Consider the following 13630-nt stretch of genomic DNA (forward strand, 5'->3'; position numbering starts at 1 on the left):
ATCGCTCAGGGGCGAACCCCGCCCATCGTCGAGCTCGATTCACGGGGTGCAAGCGCATTGATAACTGTGGCCGCTAAAGACAGCAGAATGCCAACCGCGGCAAGGCCGATCCAGCCGGCCTCGTGCACGCCATAATTCCCCAATGCGGCGCCGATCGCTCCCCCCAGAAAAAACGACCCCATGAATATGGTATTTAGCCGACTTCTGGCCTCGGTCCTCAGAGTGAATACGCGTGCCTGGTTGGCAACCAGCCCAGCACGATTGCCCAGGTCCAGCAGCACCATGCCGAGGATCAGCCAGCCAAGATGCTGCCCGCCCGCTGCAATGCATGCGAAGCCCAGGGCGATGGTCATCGCGCCGGCTAGAACCATGATGTGTCTGCCCAGGCGATCGGTCAGCGTGCCGATATAAGGTGACGCGACGATGCCCAACAACGCGACCAGGCCAAACAGACCAATGGTAGCGGAGTCGAGTCCGTATGGAGGTTGTGCCAATAGCGCGGCAAGCGAGGCCCACAGCGCACTAAATGCAGCGAACATCAGCAGGCCGCTCGCCGCGCAGTAACGCAGCACGCTTTCCTGTTTGACCAGGCTGCCTAACGAACCTAGGAGCCGCCCGTAGCTTATCGCCTGCAGACTCGCGGTGGCGGGCAGGCGTTTGGCAACGATGAACAGCAGTAGGACATCGCTGAGCGAGGCCAGCACGAAGACGACTCTCCACCCCGCATGTGCACCGGCGAAGCCCCCGAGCATGCGGGCCAGTAACAGGCCTGCCGAGAGGCCGCTGAGCAGGCTCCCTACGATTCGACCTCGCTCAGCCGGAGTGGCCAACCCTGACAGACAGGGAATGATGAGCTGCGCAGTGATCGCCGTCACCCCGACCAGAAGGCTGCTTATGCACAGCATCATGAAAGTCGGTGATACCGCGCAAAGAAGTAAGGCAACGGCATTTCCCGCGATGGCCAGCAGCGCGAGTTGGCGTGGTTGTCGGCAATCGGCGAGTGGCACGATGAACAGCAGGCCTAGCGCATAGCCAAGCTGCGTCAGCGTGGCGACCAGGCCGGCCTGTGTCGGCGCCATGCCAAACGACGCTGCCATCTGCGGCAGAAGCGGCTGGTGGTAGTAGATGGTCGAGACCGCCAGCGCGCAGCACATGGCCATGAGTGTGGCTAAGCGGCTGGAAACCCCCATTGGCGATGCGCTAGAGGCAGACATGCGTAGCCTCTTCACTGCTGTTGCAAAGTCTGTACGAGCCCGCGGGTGTCGACGATGCTGTGCGCAAACGTCGGCCCGTTCAGTTCGTGTGCCGCGTGCATCATTTCCTTGCTGAAGGCGGCAGTCGCATCGCGGACCAGCGTGACGTGATAACCCAACTCCATGGCGAAGCGTGCGGTCGATTCGATGCAGGTGTTCGCCAGCAGGCCGACGACGATCACGTGTGTAATGCCTCGTTGCTTCAGCTGGAAATCGAGGTCGGTATTGGCGAACCCGCTTTGTCCCCAGTGTTCCTGGATGATGATGTCGCCCTCCTGTGGCACGAAGTCGGGATGCCATTCGCCGCCCCAGGAACCCTTGGCAAAGGTGTGACGTTCCTGGATCAGGCGTTGGGTGGGATTGGGGTGGTCCCAGCGGGTGTAGTCGCCGGGCTGCCAGCGCCGATGAGGCACGTAGTACACCTGAATTGCTTGTGCCCGCACGGCGGCAACGGTCCTGCGCAGGTTGTCGAGCAGTTGAACCTCGTCCGCGACGCTTCTGAGCATGGGATAAAGCTTGCCGCCATCGGACAGGAAGTCATTGTAGGGGTCGACCAGCAGCAGAGCGGTCCGCTCCGAGGCATACACAGGATGGGTCATGATGGTGCTCCAGGTGAGAGAGGCGTTCTGGGACGTTTGCTATACCGACAAATGCCACGCTGGGACAGCGCAAGCCGCATAGGCTTCATAGTAGCTATGAAAATCATAGTGTCAACAGGGATGAGGCTTTGAGCGTTAATCCATGCGACATGGTTAATCACGCTGGGTTACTATGAAAACGATAGTTTCTGCGGAGAAAGCAGCGTGATGTCGAGGCTGGACGTGACAAGCGATACGGTGTGCCCGGTGGCACGCTCCATGGATTTGGTGGGCGACAAATGGACCATTTTGGTCCTGCGTGAGCTGTACATGGGCGCGACACGCTTCGAGGAAATGCAGATCCAGACCACCGCTACGCCTCAGATGCTGACTTCGCGGCTCAAAGCGCTGGAGGCGAATGGCCTGGTCGAACGCCGGGCCTACAGCGAGAAGCCGCTGCGCTACGAATATCATCTGACCGACAAGGGCTGGGACTTCTATCCGGTGATTTACGCGCTGCGCGCCTGGGGCGAGAAGTGGTGCAAGAACCGGGATGAGGGGTTGGCCGTGCATTTCGTGCACCGCGCCTGCGGCCATGATGTGGGTGTGGCCAGCGTTTGTCCTCACTGCGGCGACGCTGTGGAACGCAAGGACTTGGAAGCGCTGATCAGCGATCGTTTCCTTCACGAACGCGAGTCTCGTCGTGATGCTTTCAAGCGGAAATAGCTGAGGGTAAGAGGCTTTCCTGTACTGACATGTTTGAATTGGAAGTGAACGCTATGAAGGGAAGCAATTAGCCGGGGTCTCGCTCAGTGCCTGAAGACTAAGCGTCTTGAGCCTGAATGGTACCGGCAGGCTCCCTCTCTTCGTTCAATAGGATGATCAAAGCTGCTGCCAGGCCGGCCAGCATGATGGAGACGTACCACAAGGTAACGTACTCACCCGTGTGATCGAATATCCACCCTCCGAAAAATGCGCCGGATGCACCGCCGATCGCATGCCCGGCAGAGAGTAGACCAAGCGATAGCCCTAAATTCCGTAGACCCAATCGGCTACCCAGTAGGCTCGCAGTGACCGGAACCGTGGAATAGTCAAAAATGCCGAACAAGACGGCGAATGCCAGCAGCAGTTCATAACTGTCACCAATAACCAGCAAAAGCCCGAAGCAGAGGGCCCTGGCCACGTATATGGTGAAAAGAAGGAGTGGTCGATTTACTCTGTCTGTAAGCCAGCCGGCCAATATCATCCCGCCGAGGTTTACCGCTGACAGCACTCCGTATGCCGTTGCGCTGGGGACAGGTGCGAAACCACACATCGCTGCGTAGGGTAGTAAGTGGGTCTCGATGACCCCACTGGTGGTGAAACCGCAAATCAAGTAGCTCCAGAAGAGTACCTGGAAGCCTTTATCCTTCAGCATACTGCTGACTTTGATTTTTCCAGCGCTGCCTGCTTCGGGGGATGACTTCCCCGCATGCCCTCTCGATGGTTTGAGTGAAAACCATACGACAGGGATCAGGATGATTGCGCTTGCCCCCAATAGCCAGAAGCTGTTTTGCCACGCTCCTGCCGAAAAAAGCATGGCAAAAATGGGCAATAGGACAAGCTGCCCACCGCTTGAGCCGGAAACACCTAGCCCGGTGGCCAACCCTCTTCGAGTTGTAAATCGCGTTGCGATAGCAGTGGCGACGACATGCTGCGCTAGTATGCCGAAACCTATCCCACCCAGCAGACTGAATCCAACCAGTAACTTCCACTCTTGAGATTCGACCGAGATCGAAGCCACCAGGAACATCCCAGCCGCTAGGAATGCCAAGCCGCATGACATGATGGATCTAGGTCCATAACGATCGACTAGGCCACCAGCAAAAGGCGCAATTACCGCCATCACGATCATGGAGCACGCCGCAGCGCTCGAAACGACAGATCTGTTCCAGCCCAGCTCGCTTTGCCAAACAGGCATCGCGATGGACATGACAGCCCTGGCCGAGAACGAAAGGGCTAAGGCGAGGAAACCTAGGCCAACTACCATCCATGCCGTCAGGGGAATGGTTCTGTCTGGGCGGTGCATGGGCGTCTCCGAATATTGCCTCATGAATGCCTATGCGAGCACTCATGAAGGCTAGGCCCAGGCGGGCTCAGTCAATATCAGGCCGAGCTTGAGCAGTCCATTGGACTACCGATGGCCGTTCCCACTGATTTTTCGCATAGGCGGCCAGCTTCGGTGGTACATCGTCACCGTTCATGACCATCCGATTCAGAAGAAGAGCCAGGTCAACATCGACGATGCTCCACTCCCCAAAGAGATTGGCCTCTGGATTTTCTATCAGCGGATCGATCGCTTCGAATAGCCGATGCGCGGCCTGTTGGGCGTTTTCGGATAGCGGATTGTTGGTTGGTCGGTAGAAGATCACAGCAGTGGAGCGCTCTTCACGAATGGGCATGAAATCACTGCGTATCCATGCCTGAAGTTGCCGAGCACGTGCTTTAGCACGGGGCGCACGAGGATATAAAGGCCCGTCGGGGTAAACGTAATCCAAGTACTCGGTAATGGCTGAAGATTCAGTCAATGCAAAACCGTCATCAATTATCATGGGCACACGGCGCGTGATCGATAGCTTGGCGTATTCAGCGCTGTGCTGCTCACCAGCGTCGATGTCGATGTTTATGATGTCAAAATCCAGACCTTTCTCCACCAAGGCGACAAATACCGACATGGAATAGGGGCTGGCGAACAAATGATCGACGTACAACTGAATCTTGGATGACATACCCGCTCCTCGTTCAATGCTCACAGTTGATTTCAGCCGCTAGCAACTTGATCAAAGCTGCTGCTGGCATTTCCCTAGCAAGCGGAGCCCCCTGCCCCGCCCATTGCACCGCGAAATCAAAATTACCTTGCGCGTTTGCTGCGGCATTCAGAGCTTTATTGGCATCGTAGGTGACGGGATATGCCGGTATAGAGGAGTGCTCCGAAGGTATATCCGTGAAGTTGCGATTGACCATGCCCCGGGCAGGTCGCCCAGAAATCACACTGGTAACCTGGGTGTGATAGGCGCGATGGCTTTTCATTGCTTCCCGGTAGGCAGCGTTTGCGGATGTCTCAGGGCAGAGGATAAAGGCTGTGCCAAGCTGTGCACCGCAGGCGCCGAGCGCCATTGCAGCTTTGATCCCTGCCCCATCCATAATTCCACCGGCCGCTATCACTGGTAATTTGCATCGCGATGTCAGCAACCGAACCAATGCCATGACACCGATCGCATCATCGTTCGCCGGCTCGAAGACCCCTCTGTGGCCCCCGGCCTCGATACCTTGGGCTATGAGCAAATGCACGCCAGCGCGCTCAGCCAATTGCGCCTCTTCCAGGTTTGTGACTGAGCACATAGTCACGATTCCGGCTGCATTGAGCGCATTGATCATCGACTGGGGAGGAAGGCCGAAATGGAAGCTGACTACACCTGGCCGCTCTTCCAGGAGCATTTGCAGCATCGGTACATCTACGACGAAGGAGGTGTAGATCTCTCTCAGCGAACTTGGCGGCACAGCGTCGTACTCAGCAAAAAGTGGAGCAAGACGGCGAATCCAGTCTTGCTCCAAATCCTCATTGCGCTCAGCAGGGCGATGACAAAAAACGTTCACGTTGAACGGTTTGTCCGTAAGCCTAAAGGTCTCGCGGATCATTTCCCGTGCATGGTCTACCGAACTGGCTCCAATGCCGATTGACCCCAGGCCGCCTGCGTTGGAAACCGCTGCGGCCAGTTTGGGCGTTGAGACCCCGACCATGGGGGCCTGGATGACGGGGATTTCGATCTCAAGAAGCGACTGCAGCGGGTTTGGCATCGCGTTTACCTCTGTTATCTCGTCAGGCCCTACCATGAGCTTGACTTACTATCTCTCATGGAGAATATTTCTTGCAATACGTTCTCTGCAAGAGATTTGAGGTGGTTGATGGATCTGGCGGTATTGGAAATATTTCGTGCGGTAGCGGAAGCGCAAAGCGTGACGCGAGCGGCCGCGGCATTGAATCGCGTGCAGTCGAACGTCACGACCAGGATCCGGCAGCTTGAGGACGAACTGGGTGTTGAGCTTTTCCTGCGTGATGGAAAACGCATGAAACTGTCCGAGCGGGGCCAGGAGTTCCTTGTCTACGCTCAGCAGATTCTTGCGCTCACAGAACAAGCGAAGCAGTCCATGCATCCCGATCGCCCGGCTGGCCTACTGCGCCTGGGGACAATGGAAAGTACTGCTGCCAGTCGCCTGCCCCAGAAACTGGCTCGCTTCCACCGCGAGCACCCAGAGGTGGAGCTAACCGTTACAACCGGACCGACAGGACGAATGCTTGATGCTGTGATTGAGCGTCGAGTGGATTGTGCGCTGGTTGCACAGCCCTCCTCCCTTAGGAATGGGCATTGGGAAGCAGAGCCGTTCCCGTCTGAAATTGAGAGTCTTCCAGTCTTCACCGAAGAACTCGTATTGGTGTTGCCCGAAGGTCATCCGGTAGTGAATGGACCCGATGATGTGTCGCTGACGACCCTAGGCGGTTTCGCCTCCAGCTGTTCTTATCGCCAAATCGCCGAGCAGTGGTTCAACAGCGGGAATGGGCAGCCTTTTCGAACTTTGAAGGTGCAGGAACTAGGGTCGTATCACGGAATACTGGCGTGTGTGACGGCCGGGTCGTGCTTTGGCATCGTGCCGCGTTCTGTACTAGAACTGATTGGCGGCACGACGAACCTGACACTGCATCCGATCATGCAGATTGATACCCAGCTGGTTTGGCGTGCTGGCTACAACACCCCGGCCTTCAGATCGTTGCGAGATCTGCTGCTGACGTGATTCATCCCGCTTGGCCTTGGCGGCGTTTTCGGAATTCCGCCACTTTATGACGGTTGCCGCACAAGGCCATGCTGCACCAGCGTCGCTTATGAGATTTGGTTCGGTCATAGAACATGAGTGAACAGTCCGGGCTCTCGCATTTCCTGACAAGACTGAAATCACCTTCTGCCAGCAGCTCTGCTGCTGAGTACGCCAACCTGGCGAGCTGGCGGCTGGCTTCATCTTTGTGATGAAAACGGTCCAGCTCTGGTTGGTGAGCATCCCATGTCAACTGCGGTACCGCATCACGCAAGAAACTGTTGAGCACCGAAGGGTCTGCGTCGCGCTCTTGGCGCCGTGCATGAACAAGCACTTCAACCGCATCCCGCAGGGTGCGGAGGTTCGATAGGAGCACTCCACCTTTCGCCGACGGTAAAGATGCCGGCCCAAAACCAGCTTGAGCCAGCCATGTAATGGCTTGCTCATCACTGCTCAAAAGGTCCGTCTTTCGTCCGTCCACCATCATCACAGTATTGAGAAGGTCAAGCGCCGGGTGGTCTGCCAGCACGTAGGGCGCCGGAAGGTTCGCTGCAGGATTTGGGGGGGTCATATGGCCTCCTTTGGGTGTACGCAGTGATTGTAACCGATAAAAATGATTTGACTAGTTACAAAAGCTGTGCAAAATGAAGCCACGTAACCGCTAAAACCAACCAAACAAGTTACAGGAGCTAGAGCAATGACCCAGTCCAAGCACACCAATGTCGCTTTCAAATTCGCCGAAGCTGATGGCGTCCGTGTCTTCTATCGAGAGGCCGGTGCTCCTGATGCTCCTGTCCTCCTTCTTTTGCACGGCTTCCCAAGCTCATCGCACCAGTTCCGGGATCTGATCCCTCTGCTGGCATCCCGTTATCGGATCATTGCTCCAGATCTGCCTGGCTTCGGTTTCACCGAAGTACCAGTCGAGCGGGAGTACGTGTACACCTTCGATGCGATCGGTAAGACGATCGGCGATTTCGTCGAGAAGCTGGGCCTCAAGCGCTACGCGATGTACTTCTTCGACTACGGTGCGCCGACTGGTTTGCGCTTGGCTCTCGCACATCCGGAGCGTGTCAGTGCGATCATTTCCCAGAACGGCAATGCTTACCTAGAAGGTTTGGGTGAGGCTTGGGCGCCGATCCGTAAGTACTGGGAAGATGGGCTGCCGGAAAGCCGCCAAGTCATCAACGATGCAATTCTGCATCTGGAGGGGACCCGCTGGCAGTATGTGGAGGGGGTAAGTGATCCTAGCCAGATTGCCCCTGAGTCTTACTACCTCGATGCCCTTCTGCTTGAGCGGCCGGGCAACAAAGAGATTCAGCTCGACTTGTTCTATGACTATCAGAACAACCTGAAGCTGTATCCTGAATTCCAGCAGTTCTTCCGAACCACGAAGGTGCCGACCCTGGCGATATGGGGCAAGGGTGATCCTTTCTTCATCCCACCAGGAGCCGAAGCCTTCAAGCGGGACAACCCGAATGCCGTCGTCGAGCTGCTGGATACCGGGCATTTCGCACTGGAGACGCACGTCCAGTACATCGCTGACCGGATCGTCGAAGTGCTGGGCGACTCGATCAACTGATTGATCCCTAAAACGCCACGAACCTTGTTCGTGGCGTTTTCATTTGTGAATAAAGCTATCGCCCATGGACATCATCAATTTTCCCTTTTTTGCCGCCGCTGTCATCGCACTCCATGCCACCCCAGGGCCCGACACAGCCTATGTTGTCGGACGCACCCTTGCCCATGGTAGGGGGGCTGGCCTCATCTCGGCGTTAGGTATCACGGCGGGTTGTCTGGTTCACACGCTTGCTAGCACTTTAGGATTCAGTGCACTGATCGCGGCGGTTCCAGCCGCATTTGATGCAGTGCGTATTCTCGGTGCCTTGTACCTCGCTTATCAGGGCGTCAGGCTGATACTCAGCAAGCCGTCGGTTTCAGCGGAGGGCGGTGGGTTACACGCTTCGCTTTCATATCGCAGGTTGTTCACACAGGCCTTCCTCACAAACGTCCTGAATCCGAAAGTGATCCTGTTCTACCTCGCATTCTTCCCTCAATTTGTCGATCCTGAGGGTGTTCATAAGTCCGCGGCCTATCTAGTGCTTGGAATTTATTTCGCAGTTACTGCAGGCGTCTGGGCGAGTGGTGTTGTGTGGTTTGCTGGTGCCTTGGGACGGAAACTGAAGACGAGCCAGGCCAAGGCACTGCTGCTTAATCGCGCTATAGGGGCCTTGTTCGTTGGGCTAGGAGCTAAGCTACTCGCCTGATCGTTGTTGCCAAGATTTCGCCGTAGTCAAACGAAGGGGCCGCAAATGCGGCCCCTTTCATTTAGCTTGGCCAGCAGGACTGGCGAATGATGCTGCAGAAGTTACCAGGCTGGAAGCCAGGCTCCTTGTCGGCGATCACATCTGCCTTGACGTTGCCGAATGTCGTATGCGGCTTGTGGCGGATGCCGTTGTAGAACGTCTGGATAATCGCTTCTTTGAACTGATCGCCACGAGGATGTGCAAGAACGACGGCGTCCCGGTCGTCAGCGCTGAGTCCTTCGTGGTGCAACCCGAGAACATCGGTCTCCACACCAGCAGTGACCAATGCAATGAGCGGGTGCATATGTTCCGGAATGCCAGGAGTGGTGTGAAGTGCAATTGCAGTCCACACGCGCTCTATGTCGCGCTCGTTGACGCCGTGACCTTCCAGAAAATCACGCGCAGCATTCGCCCCATCGACCTCGAAACGGCAGCAATCGCTGCTGTGCTGGTGGGTAAGGCCCATGTCATGGAACATGCAGCCAGCGTAGAGAAGCTCGTCGTCGTACTTCAGGCCCAGTCGCTTACCGGCGAGCGATGCGAAATAAAAGACCCGGCTCGAATGATGGAAAAGGAGGGGCGAAGCGGTGTCCCGAACCAGCTCGGTGATTTCTCGGGCCATCGAACTGTCAGGCACGTGAATGCCAGCAATAGCGTTAGTCATCTTGAGATCCTAGGAGGGTGAGTGAGGACTCCAGTCTGAGTGCCACACTAAATGTCATCAATTGACTTGTTACGTCATATTCTGCCATTGTCAGCCGGTATCGGACCTGGGCGCCCTGCCCACGCTTTTAGGAGCCGTCATGCCTCGCCCCCAAATAACTCTCGCCATCCTGGGCATGCCAGGGGTTCAGCTTCTCGACGCTTGCGGCCCGTTGGACGTCTTCGCGGAAGCCAACCGGCAAGCTGGGTATGAAGCCTATCGATTGCTTCTGCTCGCTTGTGAACCTGGACCGTTGGTGAGCTCTTCGGGGACCCGGTTAATTCCTGATGCTTGGATCGGAGAGGAGATTGATGCAATTGATACCTTGCTGATAGCCGGAACCCCTCAAGCTGCCGATCAGTACCTTCGATCAGGAATTCTGGATTGGCTCCGCCAGCGTGCTCCGTTGAGCAGGCGCTTCGGTTCGGTGTGCACTGGCGCATTTGCGCTTGCAGCTGCGGGGTTACTTGATGGCCGCCGGGTCACTACCCACTGGGCTGTGGCGCAGCCTCTCTCTGAGAGATACCCCCAAGTCACCGTGGAGGCGGATGCCATCCAGGTTCATGATGGAAACTTGAGGACAGCTGCGGGTGTAACGGCTGGGCTGGACCTTGCGCTTACGTTGGTACAGGAGGATTTGGGCGATGAGATTGCGAAGGACGTAGCAGGCCACCTGGTCATGTACTTCAAAAGAACCGGTGGGCAGATGCAGTTCAGTCGCCAAGGATCTACCTCACCCACAGGGCGCTCTGCTCTACAGGCATTGCAGCGGTATGTCGCTGCCAATCCGGCTTTGGATCATGGGGTTGCGAATCTGGCAGAGCGTATGGGCGTAAGCCCAAGGCATTTCGCCCGAATCTTTCAAAATGATGTGGGCATGACGCCGGCAGCTTGGGTGGAACAGACGAGGGTGAATGCTGCTCGCGAACGGCTGGAGGCTGGAAATGACGCGCCTAAGCAGGTAGCTGCCATGTGTGGATTTGCTAACGCAGACACGTTGCGCCGAGCTTTCGTCCGCCACATGGGTGTTACCCCTGCGGAATACCGCAAACGCTATGCGCGGCCGTGTTGAGAACAGAACACCGTTTGTTAAAGGTTCAAAGACAGGTGCCAAAGGAACATTGCCAAGCCCTTCTGCGCTGCACGCGCGACAACCGGTGTTCAGGCATCATGGCGTGTTCTGCAGCAGCCATTCTTTCGGGCTTGTACCCACCTTCCGCCGAAAAGTGCGGGCCAACGCAGACGGGCTTTCATAGCCCACTTCATCTGCAATGAGGGCAATCGGGCGGCCTTCACGCAGGCGCTTCTGGGTCAGGCTGATGCGCCAGTTCGCCAGGTAATCTGCCGGCGTGATACCCACCGTCTCGCGAAAGTGCGCAGCGAAGCTAGCCCGCGACATGCCGGAGCGATCGGCCAGCTCCGCCACGGACCAGTTGTGCTGAGGTTCGTCGTGAATGCACACGAGCGCACGGGACAGCTGAGCATGGGCCAACCCCGCCATCATCCCTGAGGCGATGGTCCGTCTGGCCATAAGGTGCCGAAGCAGCTGAATCACCATCAGTTCGAACAGCCGATTGAGGATTACATCGCGGCCGCATTCATCGCCAAAGGCCTCTGCAAACAGCCAGTCGAGAGTGCCATCGAGGCCCTGCAATTCGCGCAACGGCATGATGATGAAATCCGGCAACGCCAAGGTCAGTGGATTGTTGGCCCCCCCGTCAAAATGCAAGGTGGCGCATACCAGTTGCGCATCATCGGCTTCGCTCGCCAGCAACTGATGTGCCTGCGGGCGCACTGCCAGGATCAGGCTTGGCTCAGACAGTTCGGTAGGCAGGCCGCGCTTGTCCCTGAAGGTCAGCCGTCCTGAACGCAGCAGATGTGCGTGGCCGAAACTGTGCTCCCCGTAAACGGGCGTGGTGCCACAGAATCCACCTTGGTGAAACGTGGACGCGTGCAAGTTGAAGTGCTTGAGCAATGTCGATAGTCGGTCCATGGCGCCTTCAGGTTTAGACGATCTGTTGCATAACTTCGACGATCTGAAGCCGAAAGGAAAGCTCATCTCCTTACGATTCATATCAAGCCGATCGACAAACCGATCGAGCATCCCACAGGAGAACTACCATGACCCGTATTACTGCGCTCTCGCTGGACCAAGCCCCTGCCGGCTCGCGAACTGCCCTGGAAGGTATTCAGAAAGGGCTGGGCTTCATTCCCAATGCATTGAGGACGTTGGCGCACTCGCCGGCCGCACTCAATGGTTACCTGGGGCTCGCCCAGGCCCTAGGCAAGAGTTCACTCAGCGCCGCGGAGCGTGAAGTCGTTGCCCTCGCCACCTCGCAAATCAATGGTTGCGACTACTGCCTGGCAGCCCATAGTTTCTTTGCTACCAAGGCCGGCTTGAGTGATGAAGCCATCAGCCAAGCCCGCAAAGGCACACTCAGCGCGGTCGCCACTCTGGCGCAACAGATCACCGAACGCCGTGGCCAGTTGAGCGATGCACAGGTCGCGGCGGCACGCGAAGCTGGTCTCACCGACAGCAAGATAGTGGAAGTGATAGCACAGGTCACACTGTTGACCCTGACTAACTACCTGAACAATGTCGCCACGACCGATATCGACTTTCCGCCGTCGTCCCGCTAGGAGGGAAGCGCCATGAGACAAGTGACTATCTACACCACCCGGCACTGCCCTTACTGTGTGAGTGCCAAGCGGTTGCTATCAAGCAAAGGCGTTGCTCCTGTAGAGATTGATGTCGAGCAGTCTGCCGCAGCTCTGGCGGAGATGATGCAGCGCTCCGGGCGTAGAACCGTCCCGCAGATATTCCTAGATGATATGCATGTAGGCGGCTTTGATGACTTGGCAAGCCTGAATGACAAGGGCTCGCTCGATGCATTACTTCGCGACTGAGCGCAGGGGCGGTTTCTTGTGGAAAGTTTGATCTGTGTTCGGCAGTACCGTTACAACGTACATTTGGGTTTATAAACCGCTCTTGGTATCTTACACATCAGAGCCTCACTCTCAGACTCAGGGAGTATAGGAAATCAGGGGCAATTCACCCATCCCAAAAGAAAAGCAGCTCCCGAGAGCTGCTTTTTTTCCTACTCCCCCTTTTTGTGCTTGTGGGGTTTCAGGTCTGGATGATCCTTCTGCTTTTCAGGCGTGACTCGCTGCCTTTTGTCTGGAGTGCCATCTTCATTGGTGCGTTTAGGACCTGGTTTGATACTCATTCAAAACTTCCTTCTCGCTTGGGCTGTTGAATGCAACTATGTAAATAGTCCAGCTTCTTGCAGCTGTCAAGGTAGGGTGGTGCAGAGCGTGACGGATGAGTAGTAGTCTGCTGAATATTAGAAAGGAACCGTCATAGCTTAGTGCTTGAGCGCGGTGTTGCCGGTGCGAGCAGAGCCGGATTCATTGTTTTTTGAATGGCACATTGTAGTATGAAGAAGTACATTATTCCTGAGGCAAATACGATTATGGATAGGAAAGCTAATTCAGAATCTAAAAAACCAGAAATGCTATACTGTTTAACGGTGATAGATCCCAAGATGATTCCGGTGCAGTACATGACGCCTGTGAACTGATTTCCTAAAAAACTCAAGATGCCGCTAAAAGCATTATTCGCGTTCAATAGTACTGCTTTCAGAATTGTCCAGCCGAGAAGTGGTAGAAATGCCTTGATCATGAAGGCGAATAACGTTGATGATGCAAACAGCTTTATCGGCGTTTCTGCCCACGGCTTGATCGTGCCGTCTACTTCAACGCCGGTATACAATATGATATTCAGAACTATTGCCATGACGGTGCATATGCCGAGGCGTATCATTTCCCGCTTAAGTGGGGCCATCATTATCACTGCGTGAATCTTGCGTCCGATGAATCGATTTAGTCCTTGGGTCGACATTTCTCTTCCTATGCTCTCGTGGATGACGCTGTTGTAACGTTCTA

17 protein-coding genes are annotated in these 13630 nt (G+C 56.1%); 7 read left to right on the forward strand and 10 right to left on the reverse strand.

The genetic code is table 11. From position 1 onward, the window contains the following. Positions 1-5 precede the first annotated feature (5 nt). On the reverse strand, positions 6-1214 hold the full coding sequence (locus tag ACDI39_RS17245; RefSeq protein WP_486536958.1) for an MFS transporter: 1209 nt from the start codon (positions 1212-1214) through the stop codon (positions 6-8). 11 nt (positions 1215-1225) lie between these two features. Continuing rightward, complete coding sequence (locus ACDI39_RS17250) at positions 1226-1852, reverse strand: cysteine hydrolase family protein (protein ID WP_084966800.1); 627 nt, start codon at positions 1850-1852, stop codon at positions 1226-1228. Positions 1853-2059: 207 nt separating this feature from the next. Here ACDI39_RS17250 and ACDI39_RS17255 point away from each other — a divergent pair, with 207 nt between their 5' ends. Continuing rightward, positions 2060-2557: a winged helix-turn-helix transcriptional regulator gene (locus ACDI39_RS17255; protein WP_253167642.1), complete on the forward strand. Its 498-nt coding sequence runs from the start codon at positions 2060-2062 to the stop codon at positions 2555-2557. A 97-nt stretch (positions 2558-2654) separates the two neighbouring features. Here the strand turns inward: ACDI39_RS17255 and ACDI39_RS17260 are convergent, their stop codons facing one another. The 3 genes from ACDI39_RS17260 to ACDI39_RS17270 all read right to left on the reverse strand — a co-directional run bounded on the left by ACDI39_RS17260 (position 2655) and on the right by ACDI39_RS17270 (position 5668). Beyond that, a complete protein-coding gene (locus tag ACDI39_RS17260) occupies positions 2655-3899 on the reverse strand; it encodes an MFS transporter (protein ID WP_253167644.1) in 1245 nt (414 codons plus the stop codon). Between the two features lie 67 nt (positions 3900-3966). Then, positions 3967-4599, reverse strand: coding sequence for a glutathione transferase (gene yfcF, locus ACDI39_RS17265; protein ID WP_084966798.1), 633 nt, complete (start codon positions 4597-4599; stop codon positions 3967-3969). A gap of 13 nt (positions 4600-4612) precedes the next feature. Continuing rightward, the gene (locus ACDI39_RS17270) at positions 4613-5668 is read right to left on the reverse strand and encodes an NAD(P)H-dependent flavin oxidoreductase (RefSeq protein WP_253167645.1); all 1056 of its coding nucleotides are present in this window, start codon (positions 5666-5668) and stop codon (positions 4613-4615) included. A gap of 108 nt (positions 5669-5776) precedes the next feature. Between ACDI39_RS17270 and ACDI39_RS17275 the strand changes: the two genes are divergently transcribed. Continuing rightward, positions 5777-6661 carry a LysR family transcriptional regulator gene (locus ACDI39_RS17275; RefSeq protein ID WP_253167646.1) on the forward strand — a complete coding sequence of 295 codons (885 nt, stop codon included), beginning with the start codon at positions 5777-5779 and terminating at the stop codon, positions 6659-6661. Position 6662: 1 nt separating this feature from the next. Here the strand turns inward: ACDI39_RS17275 and ACDI39_RS17280 are convergent, their stop codons facing one another. Next, positions 6663-7250: a CGNR zinc finger domain-containing protein gene (locus ACDI39_RS17280; RefSeq protein WP_081263199.1), complete on the reverse strand. Its 588-nt coding sequence runs from the start codon at positions 7248-7250 to the stop codon at positions 6663-6665. 126 nt (positions 7251-7376) lie between these two features. On the opposite strand from ACDI39_RS17280, the gene ACDI39_RS17285 reads away from it, so the two are divergent. Further along, the gene (locus tag ACDI39_RS17285) at positions 7377-8258 is read left to right on the forward strand and encodes an alpha/beta fold hydrolase (protein WP_253167647.1); all 882 of its coding nucleotides are present in this window, start codon (positions 7377-7379) and stop codon (positions 8256-8258) included. Positions 8259-8322: 64 nt separating this feature from the next. Further along, positions 8323-8943 (forward strand): LysE family translocator, encoded by a 621-nt coding sequence (locus tag ACDI39_RS17290; RefSeq protein WP_253167648.1) that lies wholly within the window; start codon positions 8323-8325, stop codon positions 8941-8943. Positions 8944-9004: 61 nt separating this feature from the next. On the opposite strand, the gene ACDI39_RS17295 is transcribed toward ACDI39_RS17290, so the two are convergent. Continuing rightward, positions 9005-9646, reverse strand: a complete 642-nt coding sequence (locus ACDI39_RS17295) for an HD domain-containing protein (protein ID WP_064303491.1) — start codon at positions 9644-9646, stop codon at positions 9005-9007. A 139-nt stretch (positions 9647-9785) separates the two neighbouring features. On the opposite strand from ACDI39_RS17295, the gene ACDI39_RS17300 reads away from it, so the two are divergent. Next, the gene (locus ACDI39_RS17300; RefSeq protein ID WP_084966793.1) at positions 9786-10757 is read left to right on the forward strand and encodes a GlxA family transcriptional regulator; all 972 of its coding nucleotides are present in this window, start codon (positions 9786-9788) and stop codon (positions 10755-10757) included. 96 nt (positions 10758-10853) lie between these two features. Here ACDI39_RS17300 and ACDI39_RS17305 read toward each other — a convergent pair whose 3' ends face one another. Further along, positions 10854-11678: an AraC family transcriptional regulator gene (locus ACDI39_RS17305; protein ID WP_486536959.1), complete on the reverse strand. Its 825-nt coding sequence runs from the start codon at positions 11676-11678 to the stop codon at positions 10854-10856. Between the two features lie 128 nt (positions 11679-11806). Here ACDI39_RS17305 and ACDI39_RS17310 point away from each other — a divergent pair, with 128 nt between their 5' ends. Then, positions 11807-12325, forward strand: a complete 519-nt coding sequence (locus ACDI39_RS17310; RefSeq protein ID WP_486536960.1) for a carboxymuconolactone decarboxylase family protein — start codon at positions 11807-11809, stop codon at positions 12323-12325. A gap of 12 nt (positions 12326-12337) precedes the next feature. Next, positions 12338-12592 carry a glutaredoxin 3 gene (gene grxC, locus ACDI39_RS17315; RefSeq protein WP_486536961.1) on the forward strand — a complete coding sequence of 85 codons (255 nt, stop codon included), beginning with the start codon at positions 12338-12340 and terminating at the stop codon, positions 12590-12592. Between the two features lie 191 nt (positions 12593-12783). Here grxC and ACDI39_RS17320 read toward each other — a convergent pair whose 3' ends face one another. Next, positions 12784-12912, reverse strand: coding sequence for a hypothetical protein (locus tag ACDI39_RS17320; RefSeq protein ID WP_003253468.1), 129 nt, complete (start codon positions 12910-12912; stop codon positions 12784-12786). A gap of 131 nt (positions 12913-13043) precedes the next feature. Continuing rightward, positions 13044-13586 carry a hypothetical protein gene (locus ACDI39_RS17325; RefSeq protein WP_486536962.1) on the reverse strand — a complete coding sequence of 181 codons (543 nt, stop codon included), beginning with the start codon at positions 13584-13586 and terminating at the stop codon, positions 13044-13046. Positions 13587-13630: the final 44 nt, after the last annotated feature.

Source organism: Pseudomonas sp. Tun-23181, from assembly GCF_057415455.1.

Excerpts from the sequence above, each read along its gene's own strand:
- ACDI39_RS17305 (WP_486536959.1), bottom strand. The coding sequence starts at position 11,678 with ATGGACCGACTATCGACATTGCTCAAGCACTTCAACTTGCACGCGTCC.
- yfcF (WP_084966798.1), bottom strand. The coding sequence starts at position 4,599 with ATGTCATCCAAGATTCAGTTGTACGTCGATCATTTGTTCGCCAGCCCC.
- ACDI39_RS17260 (WP_253167644.1), bottom strand. The coding sequence starts at position 3,899 with ATGCACCGCCCAGACAGAACCATTCCCCTGACGGCATGGATGGTAGTT.
- ACDI39_RS17270 (WP_253167645.1), bottom strand. The coding sequence starts at position 5,668 with ATGCCAAACCCGCTGCAGTCGCTTCTTGAGATCGAAATCCCCGTCATC.
- ACDI39_RS17285 (WP_253167647.1), top strand. The coding sequence starts at position 7,377 with ATGACCCAGTCCAAGCACACCAATGTCGCTTTCAAATTCGCCGAAGCT.
- ACDI39_RS17255 (WP_253167642.1), top strand. The coding sequence starts at position 2,060 with ATGTCGAGGCTGGACGTGACAAGCGATACGGTGTGCCCGGTGGCACGC.
- grxC (WP_486536961.1), top strand. The coding sequence starts at position 12,338 with ATGAGACAAGTGACTATCTACACCACCCGGCACTGCCCTTACTGTGTG.
- ACDI39_RS17245 (WP_486536958.1), bottom strand. The coding sequence starts at position 1,214 with ATGTCTGCCTCTAGCGCATCGCCAATGGGGGTTTCCAGCCGCTTAGCC.
- ACDI39_RS17320 (WP_003253468.1), bottom strand. The coding sequence starts at position 12,912 with ATGAGTATCAAACCAGGTCCTAAACGCACCAATGAAGATGGCACTCCA.
- ACDI39_RS17310 (WP_486536960.1), top strand. The coding sequence starts at position 11,807 with ATGACCCGTATTACTGCGCTCTCGCTGGACCAAGCCCCTGCCGGCTCG.
- ACDI39_RS17275 (WP_253167646.1), top strand. The coding sequence starts at position 5,777 with ATGGATCTGGCGGTATTGGAAATATTTCGTGCGGTAGCGGAAGCGCAA.
- ACDI39_RS17250 (WP_084966800.1), bottom strand. The coding sequence starts at position 1,852 with ATGACCCATCCTGTGTATGCCTCGGAGCGGACCGCTCTGCTGCTGGTC.
- ACDI39_RS17290 (WP_253167648.1), top strand. The coding sequence starts at position 8,323 with ATGGACATCATCAATTTTCCCTTTTTTGCCGCCGCTGTCATCGCACTC.
- ACDI39_RS17280 (WP_081263199.1), bottom strand. The coding sequence starts at position 7,250 with ATGACCCCCCCAAATCCTGCAGCGAACCTTCCGGCGCCCTACGTGCTG.
- ACDI39_RS17295 (WP_064303491.1), bottom strand. The coding sequence starts at position 9,646 with ATGACTAACGCTATTGCTGGCATTCACGTGCCTGACAGTTCGATGGCC.
- ACDI39_RS17325 (WP_486536962.1), bottom strand. The coding sequence starts at position 13,586 with ATGTCGACCCAAGGACTAAATCGATTCATCGGACGCAAGATTCACGCA.
- ACDI39_RS17300 (WP_084966793.1), top strand. The coding sequence starts at position 9,786 with ATGCCTCGCCCCCAAATAACTCTCGCCATCCTGGGCATGCCAGGGGTT.